Annotated in this window: 17 protein-coding genes, 3 tRNA genes, 1 other RNA gene and 1 pseudogene; 3 read left to right on the top strand and 19 right to left on the bottom strand. The window is 41.4% G+C overall.

Annotated features, from left to right (window positions below; genetic code table 11):
* Positions 1-42 precede the first annotated feature (42 nt).
* From ssrA to parE, 10 genes and pseudogenes are all read right to left on the bottom strand, one after another.
* Positions 43-392: a transfer-messenger RNA gene (gene ssrA / locus HMPREF0848_RS10315) on the bottom strand.
* Positions 393-552: 160 nt separating this feature from the next.
* A tRNA-Arg gene (locus HMPREF0848_RS01195) sits at positions 553-624 on the bottom strand.
* A 68-nt stretch (positions 625-692) separates the two neighbouring features.
* Entirely contained in the window at positions 693-1,895 is a 1,203-nt protein-coding gene (rpsA, locus tag HMPREF0848_RS01190; protein ID WP_002889064.1) for a 30S ribosomal protein S1, read from the bottom strand.
* 120 nt (positions 1,896-2,015) lie between these two features.
* Positions 2,016-2,087, bottom strand: a tRNA-Gln gene (locus HMPREF0848_RS01185).
* A gap of 67 nt (positions 2,088-2,154) precedes the next feature.
* Positions 2,155-2,235 (bottom strand) — tRNA-Tyr (locus HMPREF0848_RS01180).
* A gap of 62 nt (positions 2,236-2,297) precedes the next feature.
* The gene (locus HMPREF0848_RS01175) at positions 2,298-2,528 is read right to left on the bottom strand and encodes a DUF2969 domain-containing protein (protein ID WP_002889065.1); all 231 of its coding nucleotides are present in this window, start codon (positions 2,526-2,528) and stop codon (positions 2,298-2,300) included.
* A 118-nt stretch (positions 2,529-2,646) separates the two neighbouring features.
* Positions 2,647-3,681, bottom strand: a pseudogene (locus tag HMPREF0848_RS01170) (branched-chain amino acid aminotransferase); the annotation flags it as partial.
* 156 nt (positions 3,682-3,837) lie between these two features.
* Positions 3,838-6,294 carry a DNA topoisomerase IV subunit A gene (gene parC, locus HMPREF0848_RS01160; protein ID WP_008534084.1) on the bottom strand — a complete coding sequence of 819 codons (2,457 nt, stop codon included), beginning with the start codon at positions 6,292-6,294 and terminating at the stop codon, positions 3,838-3,840.
* Between the two features lie 623 nt (positions 6,295-6,917).
* The gene (locus tag HMPREF0848_RS01155) at positions 6,918-7,466 is read right to left on the bottom strand and encodes a hypothetical protein (protein WP_008534082.1); all 549 of its coding nucleotides are present in this window, start codon (positions 7,464-7,466) and stop codon (positions 6,918-6,920) included.
* A 155-nt stretch (positions 7,467-7,621) separates the two neighbouring features.
* Positions 7,622-9,571: a DNA topoisomerase IV subunit B gene (parE, locus tag HMPREF0848_RS01150; RefSeq protein WP_008534081.1), complete on the bottom strand. Its 1,950-nt coding sequence runs from the start codon at positions 9,569-9,571 to the stop codon at positions 7,622-7,624.
* Between the two features lie 137 nt (positions 9,572-9,708).
* On the opposite strand from parE, the gene plsY reads away from it, so the two are divergent.
* Positions 9,709-10,350, top strand: a complete 642-nt coding sequence (gene plsY, locus HMPREF0848_RS01145; protein WP_008534079.1) for a glycerol-3-phosphate 1-O-acyltransferase PlsY — start codon at positions 9,709-9,711, stop codon at positions 10,348-10,350.
* Positions 10,351-10,471: 121 nt separating this feature from the next.
* Here plsY and HMPREF0848_RS01140 read toward each other — a convergent pair whose 3' ends face one another.
* From HMPREF0848_RS01140 to HMPREF0848_RS01100, 9 genes are all read right to left on the bottom strand, one after another.
* On the bottom strand, positions 10,472-10,831 hold the full coding sequence (locus HMPREF0848_RS01140) for a helix-hairpin-helix domain-containing protein (RefSeq protein ID WP_008534077.1): 360 nt from the start codon (positions 10,829-10,831) through the stop codon (positions 10,472-10,474).
* A 73-nt stretch (positions 10,832-10,904) separates the two neighbouring features.
* On the bottom strand, positions 10,905-11,159 hold the full coding sequence (locus HMPREF0848_RS01135) for a DUF1912 family protein (RefSeq protein WP_002889075.1): 255 nt from the start codon (positions 11,157-11,159) through the stop codon (positions 10,905-10,907).
* Positions 11,160-11,270: 111 nt separating this feature from the next.
* Entirely contained in the window at positions 11,271-12,221 is a 951-nt protein-coding gene (gene mmuM / locus HMPREF0848_RS01130; RefSeq protein ID WP_037608742.1) for a homocysteine S-methyltransferase, read from the bottom strand.
* Between the two features lie 11 nt (positions 12,222-12,232).
* Entirely contained in the window at positions 12,233-13,609 is a 1,377-nt protein-coding gene (locus tag HMPREF0848_RS01125; RefSeq protein WP_008534075.1) for an amino acid permease, read from the bottom strand.
* A 126-nt stretch (positions 13,610-13,735) separates the two neighbouring features.
* A complete protein-coding gene (yihA, locus tag HMPREF0848_RS01120) occupies positions 13,736-14,335 on the bottom strand; it encodes a ribosome biogenesis GTP-binding protein YihA/YsxC (protein WP_008534074.1) in 600 nt (199 codons plus the stop codon).
* A 10-nt stretch (positions 14,336-14,345) separates the two neighbouring features.
* On the bottom strand, positions 14,346-15,572 hold the full coding sequence (gene clpX / locus HMPREF0848_RS01115) for an ATP-dependent Clp protease ATP-binding subunit ClpX (protein WP_008534073.1): 1,227 nt from the start codon (positions 15,570-15,572) through the stop codon (positions 14,346-14,348).
* A gap of 17 nt (positions 15,573-15,589) precedes the next feature.
* The gene (locus HMPREF0848_RS10595) at positions 15,590-15,760 is read right to left on the bottom strand and encodes a hypothetical protein (protein WP_008534072.1); all 171 of its coding nucleotides are present in this window, start codon (positions 15,758-15,760) and stop codon (positions 15,590-15,592) included.
* Between the two features lie 4 nt (positions 15,761-15,764).
* Positions 15,765-16,268: a dihydrofolate reductase gene (locus HMPREF0848_RS01105; RefSeq protein ID WP_008534071.1), complete on the bottom strand. Its 504-nt coding sequence runs from the start codon at positions 16,266-16,268 to the stop codon at positions 15,765-15,767.
* Positions 16,269-16,375: 107 nt separating this feature from the next.
* Complete coding sequence (locus HMPREF0848_RS01100; protein WP_008534070.1) at positions 16,376-17,236, bottom strand: thymidylate synthase; 861 nt, start codon at positions 17,234-17,236, stop codon at positions 16,376-16,378.
* 472 nt (positions 17,237-17,708) lie between these two features.
* Here HMPREF0848_RS01100 and HMPREF0848_RS01095 point away from each other — a divergent pair, with 472 nt between their 5' ends.
* A complete protein-coding gene (locus HMPREF0848_RS01095; protein WP_037608740.1) occupies positions 17,709-18,875 on the top strand; it encodes a hydroxymethylglutaryl-CoA synthase in 1,167 nt (388 codons plus the stop codon).
* 1 nt (position 18,876) lies between these two features.
* Positions 18,877-20,154, top strand: a complete 1,278-nt coding sequence (locus tag HMPREF0848_RS01090) for a hydroxymethylglutaryl-CoA reductase, degradative (RefSeq protein ID WP_008534067.1) — start codon at positions 18,877-18,879, stop codon at positions 20,152-20,154.
* Positions 20,155-20,156: the final 2 nt, after the last annotated feature.

Raw genomic sequence — 20,156 nt, 5'->3', positions numbered from 1 at the left:
ATAAATTCCTATACACAAATAAAAGGCTGACGCCTCAAGTATTTATGGAGCCGGTGGGAGTCGAACCCACGTCCAAACACCTGCCAACATATTCGTCTACAACCATAGGTTATGTCTTTCATTTAACAGATAGGCGACACATAACTCAAGCCTTCTATATGCGAGCCTATAAATCTCTTTTCGACCAGCTAGGCAATGGTCAAACGTAGCTTATAAATCAATAAAACCTCTAAGCAAACATAAGCAATCTGCTAGAAGTCACGCGAGCAGGTGTTTAGGCTGCTACAGCGTAAGAATTTGTATTTTTTGCAGTTATATTTAACTGAGCGTTTACGTCGCCACACGAGTCGCAGAATATGCCTCATAATGCCTGTCGAATCCGTAACGACCCCAATATGAGATATTGAGTATTATAGCAAAATTTTTAATAAATAGCAAAATATTACCTACTGTAAACATCATCAGCTCAAAGTCTACAAATCTTATGGCACCTAAATATGACTCAGATTAAAAAACGTTGAAAGAATAAATCTCTCAACGCTCTTGTCTTTTTGCACCCTAAGGGAATCGAACCCCTATCTCAAGAACCGGAATCTTACGTGATATCCATTACACTAAGGGTGCTAACAGTATACTATTATAGCATACTCTAAAATATAAAAAAAGACATGTTTCCATGTCTCTTTTCTATATTACAATTCGATATCTCCGAAAAGATCCGCCATTGAGAATCCAGATTGAGTTTCTGGAAGTTCGTAGTCACGTTTTTCTTGACGTTTAGGACGACGTGGACGTGATTGACGTTTTTCGTTGTTTTCACCTTCAGCATTAGCTGGGCGTTCTTCAAGAGCTTTGATAGAAAGTGATACACGTTCTGCATCAGCGTTTACTTCAAGAACTTTAACAGTAACGTCTTGACCTACTGAAAGAACATCTTTTGGATTTTCAACACGTTTGTGTGAGATTTGTGAGATGTGAACAAGTCCATCGATACCTGGCAATACTTCAACGAAGGCACCGAAGTCAGTCAAGCGTTTAACTTTACCTTCGATAACATCTCCAGCAGCAAGTTTTTGTTCAACGCCATCCCATGGTCCAGGTGTTGTGGCTTTAAGTGAAAGTGATACACGACCTGCTTCTTCGTCGATAGCAAGAACTTTAACATCAACTTCGTCACCAACAGAAACAACTGATTTAGGTGAAACGTTACGTTCGTGAGACAATTCAGTCACGTGAACAAGTCCATCAACACCACCAAGGTCGATGAAAGCACCGAAGCTTGTCAAACGAGCAACTTTACCAGTTACGATTGAACCAACTTCAAGTTTAGAGAAGACTTCTTTACGAGCTTCTGCAGCTTCGGCTTCAACAACTTCACGACGTGAAAGGATGAAACGGTTTTCAGCTGGATCAACTTCTTTGATTTTAGCGTCAAATTCTTGACCTACAAATTGTTCAGTGTTACGAACAAAACGAGTATCAATCATTGAAGCTGGAATAAATCCACGAAGACCTTCAAATTCAACTGAAAGTCCACCTTTAACAGCGCGTGTTCCTTTAACAGTAACAACTTCTTCTTCACGACCAACAAGTTTATCCCAAGCTTTGCGAGCTTCCAAGCGTTTTTTAGATACAAGGTAAGTTACAGTATCAGTATCTTTACCAACAACTTGACGAAGAACAAGCACTTCAAGTGTTTCACCAACTTTAACAAGGTCTGCAACGTTTGCGTCACGGTCGTTTGTCAATTCACGACGTGTCAAAACACCTTCGATACCAGTTCCTTCGATAACAACATTTGCTTGATCATTATCTACTGAGATAACTTCAGCTGTTACAACGTCACCTGTGTTAACTTCGCTAACACTGTTTAGCAATTCTTCAAATTCGTTCATTCTAAAAAGATCCTCCAACAAGAGACAGCCAATTCTGACTCTTGATAACAATATATTTTTCAAGGTACCCGCAAAGACAATTGTTGACATAGGCGGTGCCGAAGCACCCGATACCTTTGACTGGGGTAGCTGGATTCGAACCAACGCATGAGGGAGTCAAAGTCCCTTGCCTTACCGCTTGGCTATACCCCAATAGCAAAATGCCATAAAAAAACATCTAAGTACTTGACATCGACTATTCGACTCAGTCTCTTAGATATGGAGAGAGAGGGATTCGAACCCCCGAACCCGAAGGAGCGGATTTACAGTCCGCCGCGTTTAGCCTCTTCGCTATCTCTCCTTTTAAGAACAAGAAATAGTATATCACAGTTTCTTGACCAAAGCAAGCCTTTACTTTGGATTTTAATGATTAAGATTATAGGCTTCAATAATGGCAGCTACTGCTTGATCCATTTTCTTGTGGAAGCCTGCGACGTTTTCTTTATCAACAACGGCAAATTTACCATCAATTTCTACAATTTGGCCGATAACTTTTTTACCAACAACAAGCTCAAACCCTTCAATGATTGCCTTGTTAACAGTTACTTTGGCATCTTTAACTTGAATTTCAATTTTTTTGTCTTTTTTGCTCATAGATTTACACTTGAGACTTGGCTCAAGTCATCCTTTCTTAATGTATCTCTTTAATTTTACCGAAAAAGAAAAAAGCTTGCAAGAGCAAGCCTTAAAATAAGCGTTAATTTCTTATGATTTAGTCAACTTTGAAAATCCATCCTTCTGGCGCTTCAACATCACCAAATTGAATACCAGTCAACTCATCATAAAGTTTATGTGTAACAGGTCCTACTTCTGTTTCTGAATAGAAGACATGGAAGTCATCACCGTGTTGTACACCACCAATTGGTGAGATAACAGCAGCTGTACCACAGGCACCAGCTTCAACAAATTTGTCCAACTCAGCAATCTTAACATCACCTTGAATAGCTTTCATGCCAAAGCGTTTTTCGGCCAAATAAAGCAAAGAGAATTTCGTAATTGATGGCAAGATGGATGGGCTAAGTGGAGTGATGAACTCGTTATCAGCTGTAATACCGAAGAAGTTTGCAGAACCAACCTCTTCAATTTTAGTGTGAGTTGCAGGATCAAGATAGATAACATCTGAGAATTTACGGTCATGTGCAATCTTACCTGGCAACATACTTGCTGCATAGTTACCACCAACTTTAGCAGCACCCGTACCATGTGGAGCAGCACGGTCGTATTCGTCTTGAATAAGGAAGTTTGTTGGAGCCAAACCACCTTTGAAATAGTTCCCTACTGGCATGGCAAAAATAGTAAAGACGTATTCATCAGCAGGGTGAACACCAATAATATCTCCTACCCCAATCAAAAGTGGGCGAAGATAGAGTGTTGCGCCTGTTCCATATGGTGGAACATATTCTTCATTGGCACGGACTACTTGTTTACAAGCATCTACGAATTTGTCAACGGGAACCTGTGGCATCAAAAGACGATCGGCCGTACGTTGCAAACGTTTGGCATTTTCATCTGGACGAAACAATTGAACTGAACCATCTTTGGTACGGTAAGCCTTGAGTCCTTCGAAAGCTTCTTGACCATAGTGAAGAGCTGGGGATGCTTCTGAGATGTGCAAAGTCGCATCCTCAGTCAAATGACCTTCATCCCATTCTCCGTCTTTGTAATGTGAAATATAACGGAATGGAAGTTTATGGTAATTAAATCCTAAATTTTCCCAGTCTAAATCAACTGTCATGTGTATGTCCTCTTTTCTGTTACTATGTGCTTTATAGTATAGTCCTTTTCATTGAAAATTTCAAGTTTATGTTGCAAAATTCTGACAATTCTTTTTGAGAGGTTTTTTGGGAGGATTGAACGATAAAAAAACTCTGTTCTCAAATAAGAGAACAAAGCTTTCTTATCTTTATTTTTCAATAATCTTGGCAGCGAAGACTTCCTTGTCTGCTAGTCCTTCAATGAAACTTCCATTGCTAGTACGCTCTGAAAGATTAAGAAGGGACAAATCAACTTCTGCTGTTTCACCAGTCGTAGCTGTGACAAGCAAGGTCTGAGGAGCCTCTTCCGCTAGTGTTGCTAGAAGATCTATCTCACCACCAGAATTTTCTGTAAAGACTGGACCAGCCGTAAAGACACGGTGCGGTTTAGTCTTAAGCTCACGAAGAACTTGGAGACCTCGACCAGCTCGCTTAGCCTGTGGAATATCTGCTGTAGCTACCCTTTTGAGACTAGCTCTTTGTGTAAGAAGATAGAAACTTTGGGTATTTGCCACAAAAACGGCCTGAACGGTATCATCATCCTTAAGGTTGATTGCCTTAACACCTGTTGCCTTGGCACCAACAACTGGTACCTCGTCAGCATTGAAACGAAGGGCATAGCCTTTTTGCGTGATAATCATGACATCATCCAATTGAATTGGGGTGACTGTGACAATACAATCACTAGCATCCTTGAGTTTAGCATATTTAACCGACTTAGACTTGTAGGTACGCCATGGAGTAAATTCCTTGCGTTCGAAACGTTTAATCTGACCAAGTTTAGTGGCTGCTAGGTAAGTACCAGCTTCAAAATCATCCAGAATTTCTGCATAAAGCACTTCTTCATCCTTAGATAAATTAGTGATGGTTTGTGATAAATGTTCTCCCAAATCCTTCCAACGAATATCTGGCAACTCATGAATTGGACGATAAATCACATTGGCCTGGTTAGTGAACATCAAGAGATGCTGTGTCGTCTTAGCCTGCTGAACCAGAATCAAGTCATCATCATCACGTTTTCCGACTTCATCAATCGTTGAAGCATTGAAAGAACGTGGGCTTGTACGTTTGACATAACCACCACGAGTGATGCTGACATAGGTTTCTTCTTCAACAATCAAACTTGCGGTATCAATTTCAATGGTCTTGGTTTCCGCTTGTAGCTCTGAACGACGGTCATTCCCAAATTTCTTCTTAATGTCACGGAGCTCACGCTTCATGACATTAAACATGGTGCGCTCGTCACCGATGATGGCAGCCAAGGTCGCAATTTGTTCACGTAAATCGGCTTCCTCATTTTGGAGAGTGACAATATCTGTATTGGTCAAACGATAGAGTTGCAAGGTCACGATAGCTTCAGCTTGTTCTTCTGAAAAATCATAGCTGACTTTAAGATTTTCCTTAGCATCAGCTTTATTTTCAGAAGCTCGGATAAGGGCAATAACCTCATCCAAAATAGAGATGACACGGATGAGTCCTTCCACAATATGAAGACGTTTTTCAGCCTTATCCTTGTCAAATTTTGAACGAGCAACGATAATATCGCGACGGTGGGCAATGTAGCTAGACAAAATCTTTTGCAAGCCCACTTGACGTGGGGTGAAATTGTCGATAGCCACCATGTTGAAATTATAGTTGACCTGAAGATCCGTATATTTCAAAAGATAGTTAAGAATGGTTTGACTGTCAGCATCCTTCTTAAGTTCAATAGCAATACGCAGACCAGTACGGTCAGACTCGTCACGAACTTCCGCAATGCCTGGAACCTTGTTATTGACTCGAACATCATCAATTTTTTTAACCAAGACAGCCTTATTGACATCGTAAGGAATCTCAGTAACGATGATTTGTTCCTTGCCACCTTTGAGTTGTTCGATTTCAGTACGTGAACGCACAACTACACGGCCCTTACCGGTTTCGTAGGCCTTGCGAATCTCGTCTTTGCCCTGGATGATAGCCCCTGTTGGAAAATCTGGGCCAGGCAAGAATTCCATCAATTTATCCAGTTTAGCAGATGGGTGATCAATCATGTAGACAACAGCATCAATGACCTCTGCCAGATTATGTGGTGGAATGTCTGTGGCATAACCAGCAGAAATCCCTGTAGCCCCATTAACCAAGAGGTTTGGAAAGGCAGCGGGTAAAACGGTTGGTTCCTTCTCTGTATCATCAAAATTCCAAGCCCATGGGACTGTGTTTTTATCGATATCTTGAAGAAGGTAGCCCGCAATCTCTGACAAGCGTGCCTCTGTATAACGCATGGCCGCTGGTGGATCACCGTCCATAGAACCGTTGTTACCGTGCATCTCAACCAAGATTTCACGATTCTTCCAATCCTGAGACATACGGACCATGGCATCATAAATGGAACTGTCACCATGGGGGTGGAAATTACCCATAATGTTACCCACCGACTTGGCAGATTTACGATAGCCCTTGTCATACGTATTGCCATCCTTATTCATGGAATAAAGAATACGACGTTGAACGGGTTTCAGACCGTCACGAATATCAGGAAGCGCACGCTCCTGAATAATGTATTTGGAGTAGCGACCAAAACGCTCCCCCATGATGTCCTCAAGGGACATGTTTTGAATATTAGACATAAGATTTCTCTTTATTTTTTAGTTTAAGTAATGATTTGAAATAATATAAAAGACAAATAGTAGACCCCCTACTTCACTGCAACACCTCTAATTACAATGTTGTTCCTTGACTTTGTAACTGTAGAAGAATGGTTTTCACCTTCCTAGTTTCTATTTCACCAATCACAAATTGAACCACTGTACTTATCGCAATTAAAATGAAAAGTACACAAGATAGAGTCAATGAAGTAGAAAGTTCCCCAAAGAATAAGATAAAGTTTAAAAGTGTTAAACAAGTCATTATAGAGGCGTTGATTACGAGAACAGTAGCTAGCGGGATACGAAATAACCTATAATGATAGATACTTTTTAAAAGTGATGTGATACTACAAGCAACACTTAGGGGAGAAAAAACATAGATATAGTAGAAAGCCAATAACAACCCCGTGTAGGTCCTCTGTGAGAAGGGATTATCTATCAAAGATAGAAAGAAGGTTATCACTACTAGTATAGGCAAGATCAAAAAGCGTGTTTTTAGTGGTCTCTTTTTATAAACGCTTAAATAAGCTATTGCCCCTCCACATGCAGGAAACACCACTTGAGGATAGTAAAGTAAAAAACTTAATATCTTAGATAACATAGGTCTACCTCACACTGTCTTTTCCTGACTTAGCAATATAGTCTTTATTTTTTTCATTTTCCTTTCCTCCTATTATATTTTGAACAATACCAATTATCGCTAGGAGAAGAAAAATAAGGTACATAGATGAAGCAGGGAGAAATCCCAAAGACCCTTGTAAAAAGAGCAGGTTGAGGAAAGCCAGTAATGTGGCAAAGAAACTATTAATAACTAGTAAGATTGAATATTTGGTTTGAAAGCGTATTAAATGTAGAAGACTTTTTATAAAAGCTATTAGCGAGAATGGCACATAAAACACTGAAAAGACCATCATATAGTAAAAAACAAATAATAAACCTGAGAATGTACTACCAAAATAAGAATAGAGGGGATTATCCACCACGAAGATTAGGAGGGAGACTATAGATAAGAGAAAAAGGATCGAAAAGCGTGTTTTTATAGGTTGTATGCCATAAAAAATTAAGTATATGGTAGAAACAATAACCATAAGAATAATAGCAGGAAAAGCTACATCTGCATGGTAAAGTAGGTAATCGATAACATTAAAATTCATTTTTCTACCTCCATTGATTTCTAGTCAATGACACTGCAAATAGTTAATAAACTATGTAGAAAATAATCAACTTGTTTCTTTATAATCCCAAGTATCTATTGATAGTAAGCGCTCTCCCTAACTCTATCTTATTACATTCCCTTCTGGCCTGCAACCTAAAATACGCCACTTTCCTCAAGCGTAAATTTAACGTTATCTTCGATCCATTGACGGCGTGGTGCTGGTTTATCTCCCATAAGGACTGAGACACGACGTTCAGCACGCGCTAGGTCGTCAATCGTCACTCGGATAAGGGTTCTTGTCTCTGGATCCATGGTTGTTTCCCACAGTTGGTCAGCATTCATTTCACCAAGCCCTTTGTAACGTTGAAGAAGAGCGCCACGACCAAATTTTTGACGAAGTTCTTCAAGTTCGCCGTCCGTCCAAGCGTATTCGACAACTTCCTTCTTGCCTTTACCTTTGGACATCTTGTAAAGAGGAGGCAGAGCGATATAAACGTGTCCTGCTTCCACTAGTGGACGCATATAACGATAGAAGAAAGTAAGAAGCAAGGTTTGGATGTGAGCCCCATCGGTATCGGCATCGGTCATGATGATAATCTTGTCGTAGTTGATATCGTCAAGGTTAAAATCAGCTCCAACTCCTGCACCGATAGTATAAATCATGGTATTGATTTCTTCGTTTTTGAGAATGTCTGCCATTTTGGCTTTCTCAGTGTTGAGGACCTTCCCTCGGAGAGGAAGAATGGCCTGGAATTTACGATCACGGCCTTGTTTGGCTGAACCGCCGGCAGAATCCCCTTCGACCAGATAAAGCTCATTTTTCTTAGCATTTTTAGACTGGGCTGGCGTTAATTTTCCTGACAAGAGCCCCTTGTCTTTTTTATTTTTCTTGCCATTTCGACTGGCATCACGAGCTTTTCTGGCAGCTTCACGGGCATCACGGGCCTTGATAGCCTTACGCACCAAGTTCGAAGCCAAATCTCCATTTTCCATAAGGAAGTAGGTTAAATGCTCTGAAACGATGCTATCCACAATAGGACGAGCTAAAGGAGATCCCAATTTATCCTTGGTTTGTCCTTCAAACTGAAGGTGTTCTTCAGGAACCAAGAGCGAGATAACTGCTGACAAGCCCTCACGGTAATCTGACCCTTCAAGATTTTTATCTTTTTCTTTGAGAAGACCTGTCTTACGGGCATAATCGTTAAAGGCCTTGGTAATAGCTGATTTAAAGCCTGTCTCGTGAGTACCGCCATCCTTAGTACGGACATTATTGACAAAGGAAAGGATATTATCAGAGTAACCGTCATTGTACTGAAGGGCTACTTCTAGGTGAAATTCCTGCTGGTCTCCATCAATATAGATGACTGGTGTCAGCGTTTCCTTGTCCTCATTCAAGTAAGTTACAAAGTCTTGAACCCCATTTTCATAGTGGAATTCTTCACGAATTTCTTCTTCGCCACGCAAGTCTGTCAATGTCATAGTGACATTCTTAAGAAGGAAGGCCGATTCTTTGAGACGTTCTGAAATGGTGTTAAATTTGAAGTCAGTCGTTGAAAAGATACTAGCATCAGGCATAAAGGTAACTTTTGTACCTGTCTTAGATTTAGGTGCCTTGCCGATTTTTTCAAGTCCTGTTACAGGGTGACCCCCATTTTCAAAACGCTGACGATAGACGCTACCATCACGGGTAATCTCTACCTCAAGCCAGCTAGACAGTGCATTAACAACTGAGGAACCCACACCGTGAAGACCTCCAGAAGTCTTATAACCACCTTGTCCAAATTTACCACCTGCGTGGAGAACAGTGAAAATAACTTCAACTGTTGGTTTACCCATGGCATGCATCCCTGTCGGCATCCCACGTCCAGAGTCAGAAACAGAAACGGAGCCATCCTTATTTAGGGTGACAGCGATGACATCACCAAAGCCTGAGAGAGCTTCGTCGACGGCATTATCGACAATCTCCCAAACCAGGTGATGAAGACCTGTCCCATCCGTTGAGCCAATGTACATTCCTGGGCGCTTGCGAACCGCATCTAACCCTTCCAGTACCTGAATGGCATCATCATTATAATTATTTACATTTATTTCTTTTTTAGCCAAGAGTGACCTCCAAAATTTTCATCCTTATTATTTTATAAGTTTTCAGAAGAATTTGCAAAGGAAATCAGGAAAGCTGTTAGCTTATCTTAGAGCTGACCAACTTTGTCAATTACTAAGCTGTATGCTATAATTATCTCATGAAAATCTTATTATTAATTCTTATCGCCTACCTGCTGGGTTCCATTCAGACTGGTCTCTGGATTGGAAAAGTTTTCTTTCATACGAATCTTCGGGAGCACGGATCTGGAAATACTGGAACAACTAATACCTTCCGTGTTCTTGGTAAGACGGCTGGCACAATCACTTTCTTAGTAGACATGCTTAAGGGGACTTTGGCAGTGCTGCTACCGGTTTGGTTGGGTGTCACAGCTGTATCTCCTCTAATCATTGGTTTCTTTGCCATCATTGGACATGTTTTCCCAATCTTCGCTAGTTTTAAGGGTGGAAAGGCAGTTGCAACAAGTGCTGGGGTGCTTCTTGGTTTTGCCCCCCTCTACTGCGTCTTTCTGCTCTTGGTCTTTGCTCTAACGCTCTATCTAACCAGCATGATTTCATTTTCAAGTGTCACTGCTGCAGTTGTTGGGCTGATTACCCTGGCTACTTTCCCGGCTATCCATTTTTTACTAGATGGGTATGATCCAATCTTTAGTGCTGTTCTTATCATCATGGCTTTAGTGATTATTTTCCGTCACACTGAGAATATGGCCCGTATTCGCAAGCATCAAGAAAACTTGGTCCCTTTTGGACTTAATTTAACCAAACAAAATCCAAAGAAATAAATAATTCAGATCTATCAACCACTAGCAAAAAGCTAGTGGTTTTCTGTTCTGACAATCACTAAAATAGCTAATAAGGCAAACAATAAAGATCCGAAGTTTTCACCTCGGATCTTTTTTAGGCTTAAGCTTTAAAGCTGACACCATTTTCTTTCAATTTTTTAACAGTTGCAGGTCCTACACCTTTAAGGGCTAGGACTTCATCTTCAGTCACACCTGCAAAGGCTGCTGCTGACGTCAAGCCTTCATTGTAAAGAGTCTCTACAAGGTTTGAACGAAGGCCTTCCACTTCTGGAAGTTCTGAAAAGGCTTCAAGACTAAGATCTTTAGCGACCACTTCCTCTTTAGCAACTGGCTGCGTTTCAGCAACCGCTTGTGGGGCTACTGGTGGAACTGGTGGAACTGGGGCTTTCAGATTATTGAAAAGTCCTTGTTTTTTCAAACGGTGTTTAAAAGCCTTCTTTTTATTTTTTACTTTTGCCATGTGTTTTTTCTCCCATTTTGAAAGACGACTTCTTCCTATAGAAGATCGTCGCTCATTTCTTTATCATTTTCTATTAATAGTGACGTTCCCCGAACAAGCCTTCTGGCATATCATGGAAACCTTTACCGGCACGATAATTGGTAAACTTACCAATTAGGAAATTGTAGGCATCTAATTTAGCTTCATAACGGAAACTTGCGTCACGGGCACGTTCATCACCATCTTCTTCCCAAATTTTCTTACTAGCGGCTAAGGCTTTTTCGTTTACTTTAACTTGGGTAACAACCCATGCTTCAAAGTCTTTTAGAAATTCTTGTTCGTAGGTCATATTTTCCTCTTCATTTTAAAAACCAGCTTAACGCTGGATTTATTTTTACAGATAGTATGTAGGCCGTTTGGCCTTACAATCACATATTATAACAAATAATTAGAAATTTGACTAGGTTCTAAATTCTTGATATAAGGCTTTGATGTCATTTGGACGTGTACGACAGCACCCCCCTAAAATCTGAACCCCAAAATGAGCATGCCAATCTTTACTATGTTCGAGCAGGGTGAGGGCATCCTTGTCTTTAGGCTTCCAAGTTTGACTGTCACCATCATAAACTTCACCCGAATTAGGGTAAGTAATAAGGGCCTTGCCTGCCTTCTTAAGAACAGGTAGAGCTTGTTCATAAAGAATCGGCGAACTGCAATTGATTCCCACTGCCAAGATTTGATTAGACTGAGAAACAAGCTTGGCCATCTCATCTAGAGAAGTCCCATCGCTGATGGCATCTGGAACTTGAATGGTAAAACTGATATAAGCTTCTACCTCAGGAAATTCTTCAGCCAAGAGCTCAACCAAGGCTTGTGCTTCCAGATGATTAGGAATGGTTTCCAAAGCCAACAAATCGACACCTTGATCTAGGAGAATTTGAATTCGAGGGCGATGAAAATCCTTAAGTGTTTCAACGGTAACCTGACCATAATCTCCAGTATACTCAGAACCATTGGCCAAATAGGCTGCGTAAGGACCAACATCTCCAGAAATCAAAGGATAGGGGCGTTTGGCTTTCTCGGTCTCATCCAAGGTTGCCCATACCTTATCTCGTGCAGCCTTTGCCAACTGGACCGTTAGGGCAATAATCTGCTCCGCTTCTCTTTCAGTAAGCCCTGCCTCCATCAAGCCCGGTAAGGTCGCTTGATAAGATGATGTGGTAATCAAGTCAGCTCCAGCAGCTACATAGGTTTCGTGAATTTCTTGAATAACTTCTGGCTTCTCAAGAAGGTACTTGGCTGACCAGAGTTTGCCAGAAATATCATAACCCAAGGCCTCCATCTCTGTTCCTAAAGCGCCATGAAGAATGAGGGGAAATTTATTTTCCAAATAATCTTTAAATGTTGCCATGAAAGGCCTCCTTACCATTTTTTAAAGCGAAGGTAGTGATAAAGGTAACAGAAAATCATGAAAGGAATACCAAAGTAGAGCCCCGCACGTTGTGAACTATCCCAAGCAATCCCAATCACAGAAATAGCCAATAGAACGATTGTGATATAAGGAAGGACAGGATTAAACGGTGTCTTATAGTCCAGTTCGTCTTCGGAATGTTCTAGCTTCCACTGTTTACGGAAATTAAGCTGTGCCATAGGAATAGAAAGCCAAACAACTACAACTGCAAAACCAGCGATTGATACCAAAGCTAGATAAACCGTATCTGCAGCATAGATACTTGAAAAGAGTGATAAAACTGCTCCGGCCATGGAAATCAAAAGAGCTGTCATTGGAACACCGTGCTTATTGATTTTCACTAACTTTTTATTAAGCATTCCCTCATTGGCCAAAGACCAAAGCATACGACTTGACGCATAAAGACCTGAATTTCCTGCAGAAAGGATAGCAGTTAAAATAACAAAGTTCATGATGTCCGCCGCAAATGGAATCCCCATCTTGTCAAAAACATCAACGAAAGGGGCTGAGGATACCCCTGCTTCTTTCATGGGAAGAAGCGAAGCCAAAACCACAATGGTCAAGACAAAGAAGATAACCAAGCGTCCAATAGTTGTTTTAATAGCACGTGGAACAGCTTCTTTAGGATTGTCTGTTTCACCAGCTGCAATACCGATTAACTCTGTTCCCGAAAAGGCATAATTAACAGCCAACATGACTGACACAATGGCAAGACCACCATTTGGAAAGAGACCATTAGCCGTCAAATGCTTAAACATAATAGCCTCATGGTGACCATCAAAACTCACCAAACCAAACATTGCTCCAAGACCGAGAATGATGAAGACCAAGATAGCAATGACTTTTATTGACGAGAAGAAGGATTCCGCTTCCGCAAAAGACCTCACGCTCAAAGCATTAATACCAAAAATCACTAAGGCAAAGAAGGCTGCAAAAATCCAAGCCGGAACTGATGGAAACCAACGTTGCATCAACATAGCAGCACCCAAAAATTCTGTTCCCAAGGCAACCGTCCAACAAATCCAATAAAGCCAGGCTACTGTAAAGCCGGTTCCCGGACTAATAAACTTAGTAGCATAGGTGTGGAAGGACCCCGTCACTGGCATAGCTACTGCTAACTCCCCCAATGAAAGCATGACCAAGTAAACAACGATAGCTCCCACAAGATAAGATAGGATAGCACCGAGGGGACCCGCTTGTGCAATCGTATAGCCTGAGCTCAAGAAGAGACCAGTACCAATGACACCACCCAGCGATAGCATAAAGAGGTGGCGTGAAGTCATCTTCCGTTGGAACTGACCTTCATTTTCATAATTATGGTTTTCCATAAATTCCTCCAAAAATGTAATAAAACAAGCTTATCACAATATCATCTCCTTGGATAATAGGTGGAAACTATCAAAGAGATAGACACAAACTATCACAAAAAAAACTCGGATTTCTCCGAGCTCTTCTCACAATTCTGACAAAATCGTATCCCATGCTTCATCATAACCGTCACGTGTGACAGATGAAAAGACGATGAAATGGTCATTCTTATCGAAATTAAGTTTTTTCTTTATGACGGATTCGTGCTTGTTCCATTTTCCGCGAGGAATCTTGTCAGCCTTAGTCGCTACGACAATAACTGGAATTTCATAATACTTGAGGAATTCATACATTTGGATATCGTCCTGGGTTGGTTCATGTCGAAGGTCAACCAAGCTAACAACCACACGAAGATTGTCTCGAGTCACGAGGTATTCCTCAATCATTTTCCCCCATTTGGCACGTTCTTTTTTGGACACACGGGCATAACCGTAGCCTGGAACATCCACAAAGCGTAACTTGTCGTCAATATTGTAGAAATTGAGCAATTGTGTTTTTCCAGGTTTTCCAGAAGTACGGGCAAGGTTTTTACGACCAAGAAGTGTGTTGATAAAGCTTGATTTACCAACATTTGAACGTCCTGCAAGGGCAACTTCAGGCAGGTCATCTTGCGGGTAATGGCTCTTATTTGCTGCACTGAGCAGAATCTCAGCATTATGGGTATTTAGGACTTGTTCTTCAGCCATACATCCCCCTTTACACCGTTTCCATAATCGGTGAAGCAGTGCCATCAACAGCTTCTTTGGTGATGCGAACCTTTGTGACATCTTCCTGACTCGGAATTTCAAACATGACATCCATCATGACTTCTTCAATGATAGAGCGAAGTCCACGAGCACCTGTCTTACGTTCGATTGCCTTGCTTGCAATAGCCCCAAGCGCCTCCTGATCAAACTCAAGTTCAACACCATCATAAGACAAGAGAGTTTGATACTGTTTAACTAAGGCATTTCTTGGCTCTGTCAAGATACGAACCAAGTCATCAACCGTTAACTGTTCAAGGGCAGCGAGGACTGGCAAACGTCCGATAAACTCAGGGATAAGGCCGAACTTTTGGATATCTTCAGCGACGATTTCTTGCATATAGGATGAATCATCATCAATTGCCTTATTATTTTGACCAAAACCAATGATTTTCTCACCCAGACGCTGCTTAACGATATCTTCGATACCATCAAAAGCACCACCCACGATGAAGAGAATATTCTTCGTATCGATTTGAATCATCTCTTGGTTAGGGTGTTTACGACCACCTTGAGGGGGAACACTGGCCACTGTTCCTTCAATAATTTTCAAGAGGGCTTGTTGAACCCCTTCACCTGAAACGTCACGAGTGATGGAAACATTCTCACCTTTTTTGGCAATTTTATCAATCTCATCGACATAGATGATACCACGTTCCGCACGTTCAATATTGAAATCTGCGGCTTGAATGAGTTTGAGGAGGATATTTTCCACATCCTCACCCACATAACCTGCCTCTGTCAATGAAGTGGCATCAGCAATTGCAAAAGGTACATTCAAACTACGAGCCAAGGTCTGAGCTAAGAAAGTCTTCCCTGAACCTGTTGGTCCAATCATAAGAATATTTGATTTTTGCAGTTCCACTTCGTTGTCTTCACGACTTTCGGTGAAGTTGATACGTTTATAGTGGTTGTAAACAGCTACTGCCAAGGCACGTTTAGCACGATCTTGCCCTACGACATAGTTGTTCAAAATATCCAAAAGTTCTTTTGGCTTTGGTGTTTCAGCCAAGTCAGCCAAAACTTCCTCTGCCATTTCTTCACGAATAATTTCTTGTGACAAGGCCACACATTCATTACAGATGAAAACGCCATTGCCGGCGATAATTTTCTTTACTTCTTCTTGGTTTTTGCCGCAAAACGAACAATAAACCATTTCTTCATTACGATTTCCAGCCATTTATTCCTCACTCTTTTCTAAAATAGGGTGCCATAGAAGGCGTGAATAGTATTGACAAGGTTAGTAAAAGCATTTAATAAGAGAAAAACTGCTAAACCATAACGTTTCTTACGAAAGGCAGGGATGGCGGACAATACACATAGTACTCCCAATAATGCAGTAAATAATCCAAAAACACTACGTTGCATGAACCTAGTCTCCTTCTTTTTCATAGCGACTTACGCTAAAATCATAGGCATTTTTATCATCCTTAACCACTAGATGTCGTGATACCTCTTTAAATGCCGTCATATCTAGTTGTGGAAAATACGTGTCTCCCTCTAAATCAGCCTCGATAGTTGTCTTAACGAGTGCATCATAGTGACCATCAAAAGCCTTGTAGACACCAGCACCGCCAGCAATATAGAGGTCCTTATCTTGCTGTTCAAACCAAGATAGAGCTTCCTCAACACTAGTCACCACTCTCACACCCTCACAGCTAAAGTCCTTGTCTCGTGTCAAAATCAAGGTTTCACGTCCTGGTAGACAACGGCGATTCATACCATCAAAGGTCACACGCCCCATAAGAATAGCTGAACCCATGGTTGTTTTTTTGAAATGTGCCAGTTCAGCAGGTAAATGCCAAGGCATGGTGTGATTCTTCCCAATAACATGGTTATGAGCTTCTGCCCAAATAGCAATGAGTTGTTTAGACACAGTATTTCCTTTTCTTTTTACGTTTACAATCCATTCTAACAAAAAAAGAGAAAAAGAGCTTGGAAAAACTTTGCCAGCTCTTTATGGGCTTAAATCATAAGCATTTATTAAATTGCTAAGTCAAATTTGAGTTGGGGTTGAACAGGATCATAGTCCACCAATTCAAAATCTTCTGGTTTGATATCGAAAAAATTAGTTCCATCAGGAACATTAAGGATCAAGCGTGGTTGGCAGTCAGACGGTTGACGCTTGAGAAGTTCCTCGGCTTGCTCAAATTGATTGTCATAAACATGGAGGTTATTGACAAAATAAAAGAACTTACCAACTTTCCAGCCAAAATGCTTGGCAATCATCATCTGAAGAGCCACATACTGCATGGCATTAATGTGATGGGCCACCAACATATCGTTGGAGCGCTGCGTCAAGGTCGCATCCAAATAAATGTCCTCACCCACACGACGAACGTCAAACATGGTCTGAAAGGCACAAGGCTGAAGCCCCGCTGTCTCCTCGAAGGCTTCATAATCCCAAAGAGAAATGACATTACGGCGATTCCAAGGATTGGCCTCTAACTGGGCTAGTAAACGATTAATGATGTCGTGTTTCTTAACAACCGCCCCATAACGCTGACCAATTGAACGCTTGTCCCCATTATTAGCAGGCACGTCTTCAACTTCCCAATCATTCCAATAGTGGACATTATACTTATCTTCAAGGACATCTAAGCTGTTTGTCTGGTCTTGATAAATCCAGAACACTTCTTTGATGGCAGATTTGATAGCGATAGGACGAAGAGTCGTAATTGGAAACTCTCCCTTACTTAAATCATATTCTGCAAAAGAACCTGTGATATATTTGGAATTGGCCGTAGTACCATCCTTGTATTTGGGACGTGCTTGCTCCGACCAAACACCTTCTTCCATGATTTTAGTGATATTTTCTTTAAAAATAGTATCTGCTTTTGTCATGATTTTCCTCTTTATTCTATTTAAAAACAAAGTATTTTTTGAGACTTTCCTTAAGTGTTTACGGAAGTCTACGAACTTCTACGAAGTTCCAAGACTAATTTTTAAGCCTATGGTCTCAAAAATTCCGAGTGTCTGTAAACAAAACACTTTATTTACAGACACTACTCTCACAGCGGAAAGTCTCACTTAACGTTCGCAATGATTTCAATCTCTAACAACAATTTTACTTTTCTAACATAGCTAAAAAAATAGTAGAGTACCATTTCAATTTTACCTTATTCTACTTCAAATGAGAAACAAAAGGGTCATGTTCCCCCAAGGAAAATCTTGTAAAATCCTCTAGCCCTTATCAAAAAATAAGATATTACTAACTATCAAAGTTTTTTCAAGGCGAAAGCGCTCTTTTATGGTAAAATCACTATAGATTAGTATCCTCTGGATGCTCTACAATGAAGAAAAAAGGAAACATCATATGTCTATTGGAATTGACAAGATTGGTTTTGCGACCAGTCAATATGTTCTAAACATGGCGGATCTAGCTCTTGCCCGTGGGGCAGAGCCGGAAAAATTCAGCAAGGGGTTGATGCTTGATGCAACTAGCATTACGCCGATTACAGAAGATATCGTGACACTTGCTTCTGATGCAGCCGCTGACATTTTAAGTGACAAAGACAAGAAAGCCATTGATATGGTCATTGTGGCGACCGAGTCTTCCATTGACCAATCAAAGGCTGCTGCAGTTTATGTCCACAGTCTTCTCAACATTCAACCTTTTGCCCGTTCTTTCGAAATGAAGGAAGCCTGCTATGCGGCAACTGCCGGACTGAACTATGCTAAATTACATGTAGCAGCCCATCCGGATAGCAAGGTTCTGGTTATCGCTAGTGACATTGCCCGTTATGGTGTAGGTTCCTCTGGAGAGTCTACTCAGGGGGCTGGGGCTGTAGCTATGCTAGTCAGTCAGGATCCTCGTATCTTGGAGCTTGCTGATGATAATGTGGCACAAACTCGTGATGTCATGGATTTTTGGCGTCCCAACTACAGTTCAACGCCTTATGTTCAAGGCATTTATTCAACCAAACAGTACCTTGACAGTTTGAAAACCACTTGGTCAGCTTACCAGGAACGTCATCAAGCAGATTTCACTGATTTTGCAGCTTTCTGCCTTCACCTTCCTTATCCCAAATTGGCTCTTAAGGGACTTAACAAGATTATTCCAAAAGATTTGAACCCAGAGAACAAAGAGCGTCTCACAAGTAACTTCGAAGCTTCTATTACCTATAGTCGTCAAATCGGGAATATCTATACAGGGTCACTTTATCTTGGACTTCTTTCCTTGCTTGAACAGTCGCAAGACCTTAAAGCTGGAGACAAGATTGGCTTCTTCTCTTATGGTTCTGGAGCTGTCTCCGAAATTTTCTCAGGACGTCTGGTTGAGGGCTACAAAGACCTGCTTCGTTCAGATCGTCTAGATACCTTTGCCAAACGTCAAAAGTTAAGTGTTGCCGACTATGAAAAACTTTTCTATGAAGAAGCTCAGTTAGATGACACCGGATCAACCCAATTCGCTACATACCAAACTGGCCCTTTTCGACTGACTGAAATCTCTGAACACCAACGTATCTATAAAGGAAATTAATATGACTAAACTCTCTTGGACAGGTTTTTCCAAGAAGACACCGCAAGAACGCAAAGAGCATTTGAAAAATAATGCTCTTTTGTCTCAGGAAAATCAAAATCTTCTGGATAATGATCACCAACTTTCTCTTGAAACCGCCAATCAAATGGCTGAAAATGTCATTAGTCGCTTTACACTTCCCTTTGCCATTTGCCCAGATGTGTTGGTTGATAGCGTGACCTATCAGGTTCCCATGGTTACTGAGGAGCCTTCTGTTGTAGCTGCTGCTTCTTATGCCAATAAGCTCATTAAGCGCTCTGGCGGTTTCACAACAACGATTCATGACCGTCAGATGATTGGGCAAGTCGCCCTCTTTGATGTCCCCGATAAAGCCACTGCTTCAAGTAAAATTCATGCAGCTAGTCAAGAGCTTATAGAGATTGCTAAAGAAGCCCACCCTTCTATCGTTAAACGTGGGGGAGGGCCACGCAAGCTCTGGACTGACACCAAGGGAGACTTCCTCATTGTCTATCTAGCCGTTGATACCCAAGAAGCTATGGGAGCCAATATGGTCAACACCATGATGGAAGCGCTGGTACCAGAATTGGAAAATCTCTCCCAAGGTCAAAGCCTCATGGCCATTCTCTCAAATCTAGCTACCGAAAGCCTTGTGACAGCGACTTGCCGTCTTAGCACACGCTTCCTCAGTCGAAATAAGGAAGAAGCCCATGACCTAGCCAAGAAGATAGAACTAGCCAGCCAACTGGCTCAGGTAGACCCTTACCGAGCAGCTACCCATAATAAGGGAATTTTCAATGGTATCGATGCCCTAGTTATAGCAACTGGAAATGATTGGCGAGCAGTTGAGGCGGGAAGCCACGCCTATGCTAGCAAGGATGGGAGCTACCGTGGCCTGTCTACATGGACCTATGATCAGGAGGCTAAGGAACTGGTGGGAGAATTAACCCTACCCATGCCTATTGCAACCCGTGGTGGTTCTATTGGACTTAATCCGAGTGTATCTATTGCCCATGACTTGTTGAACCACCCAGATGCCAGAACCCTTGCCAGTATCATCGTCTCTCTTGGACTGGCCCAAAATCTGGCTGCCCTAAAAGCATTGACCTCAACAGGAATCCAAGCAGGGCATATGAAACTCCAAGCTAAATCTCTGGCCCTGTTAGCCGGAGCTAGTCCCGAAGAAATGCCTCAAGTTTTGACTGAGCTTCTCAAGGCCAAACATATGAATCAGGAAACTGCTCAAGCAATTCTAGAGAAACTTAGAAACTCATCAAAGTGATA

Origin of the sequence: Streptococcus sp. C150, assembly GCF_000187445.1 — a bacterium.
GTDB classification, from domain to species: domain Bacteria; phylum Bacillota; class Bacilli; order Lactobacillales; family Streptococcaceae; genus Streptococcus; species Streptococcus raffinosi.
The sequence above is the reverse complement of the archived record's forward strand: the minus strand, read 5'-3'. Positions and strand labels throughout refer to the sequence as shown.

What these genes read in the sequence shown, in the direction of transcription:
- yihA (WP_008534074.1), bottom strand. Translation starts at nt 14,335, where the DNA reads ATGGCTGAAGAACAAGTCCTAAATACCCATAATGCTGAGATTCTGCTC.
- HMPREF0848_RS01140 (WP_008534077.1), bottom strand. Translation starts at nt 10,831, where the DNA reads ATGGCAAAAGTAAAAAATAAAAAGAAGGCTTTTAAACACCGTTTGAAA.
- rpsA (WP_002889064.1), bottom strand. Translation starts at nt 1,895, where the DNA reads ATGAACGAATTTGAAGAATTGCTAAACAGTGTTAGCGAAGTTAACACA.
- mmuM (WP_037608742.1), bottom strand. Translation starts at nt 12,221, where the DNA reads ATGGCAACATTTAAAGATTATTTGGAAAATAAATTTCCCCTCATTCTT.
- HMPREF0848_RS01175 (WP_002889065.1), bottom strand. Translation starts at nt 2,528, where the DNA reads ATGAGCAAAAAAGACAAAAAAATTGAAATTCAAGTTAAAGATGCCAAA.
- HMPREF0848_RS01090 (WP_008534067.1), top strand. Translation starts at nt 18,877, where the DNA reads ATGACTAAACTCTCTTGGACAGGTTTTTCCAAGAAGACACCGCAAGAA.
- HMPREF0848_RS10595 (WP_008534072.1), bottom strand. Translation starts at nt 15,760, where the DNA reads ATGCAACGTAGTGTTTTTGGATTATTTACTGCATTATTGGGAGTACTA.
- clpX (WP_008534073.1), bottom strand. Translation starts at nt 15,572, where the DNA reads ATGGCTGGAAATCGTAATGAAGAAATGGTTTATTGTTCGTTTTGCGGC.
- parC (WP_008534084.1), bottom strand. Translation starts at nt 6,294, where the DNA reads ATGTCTAATATTCAAAACATGTCCCTTGAGGACATCATGGGGGAGCGT.
- plsY (WP_008534079.1), top strand. Translation starts at nt 9,709, where the DNA reads ATGAAAATCTTATTATTAATTCTTATCGCCTACCTGCTGGGTTCCATT.
- HMPREF0848_RS01100 (WP_008534070.1), bottom strand. Translation starts at nt 17,236, where the DNA reads ATGACAAAAGCAGATACTATTTTTAAAGAAAATATCACTAAAATCATG.
- HMPREF0848_RS01155 (WP_008534082.1), bottom strand. Translation starts at nt 7,466, where the DNA reads ATGAATTTTAATGTTATCGATTACCTACTTTACCATGCAGATGTAGCT.
- HMPREF0848_RS01095 (WP_037608740.1), top strand. Translation starts at nt 17,709, where the DNA reads ATGTCTATTGGAATTGACAAGATTGGTTTTGCGACCAGTCAATATGTT.
- HMPREF0848_RS01135 (WP_002889075.1), bottom strand. Translation starts at nt 11,159, where the DNA reads ATGACCTACGAACAAGAATTTCTAAAAGACTTTGAAGCATGGGTTGTT.
- HMPREF0848_RS01125 (WP_008534075.1), bottom strand. Translation starts at nt 13,609, where the DNA reads ATGGAAAACCATAATTATGAAAATGAAGGTCAGTTCCAACGGAAGATG.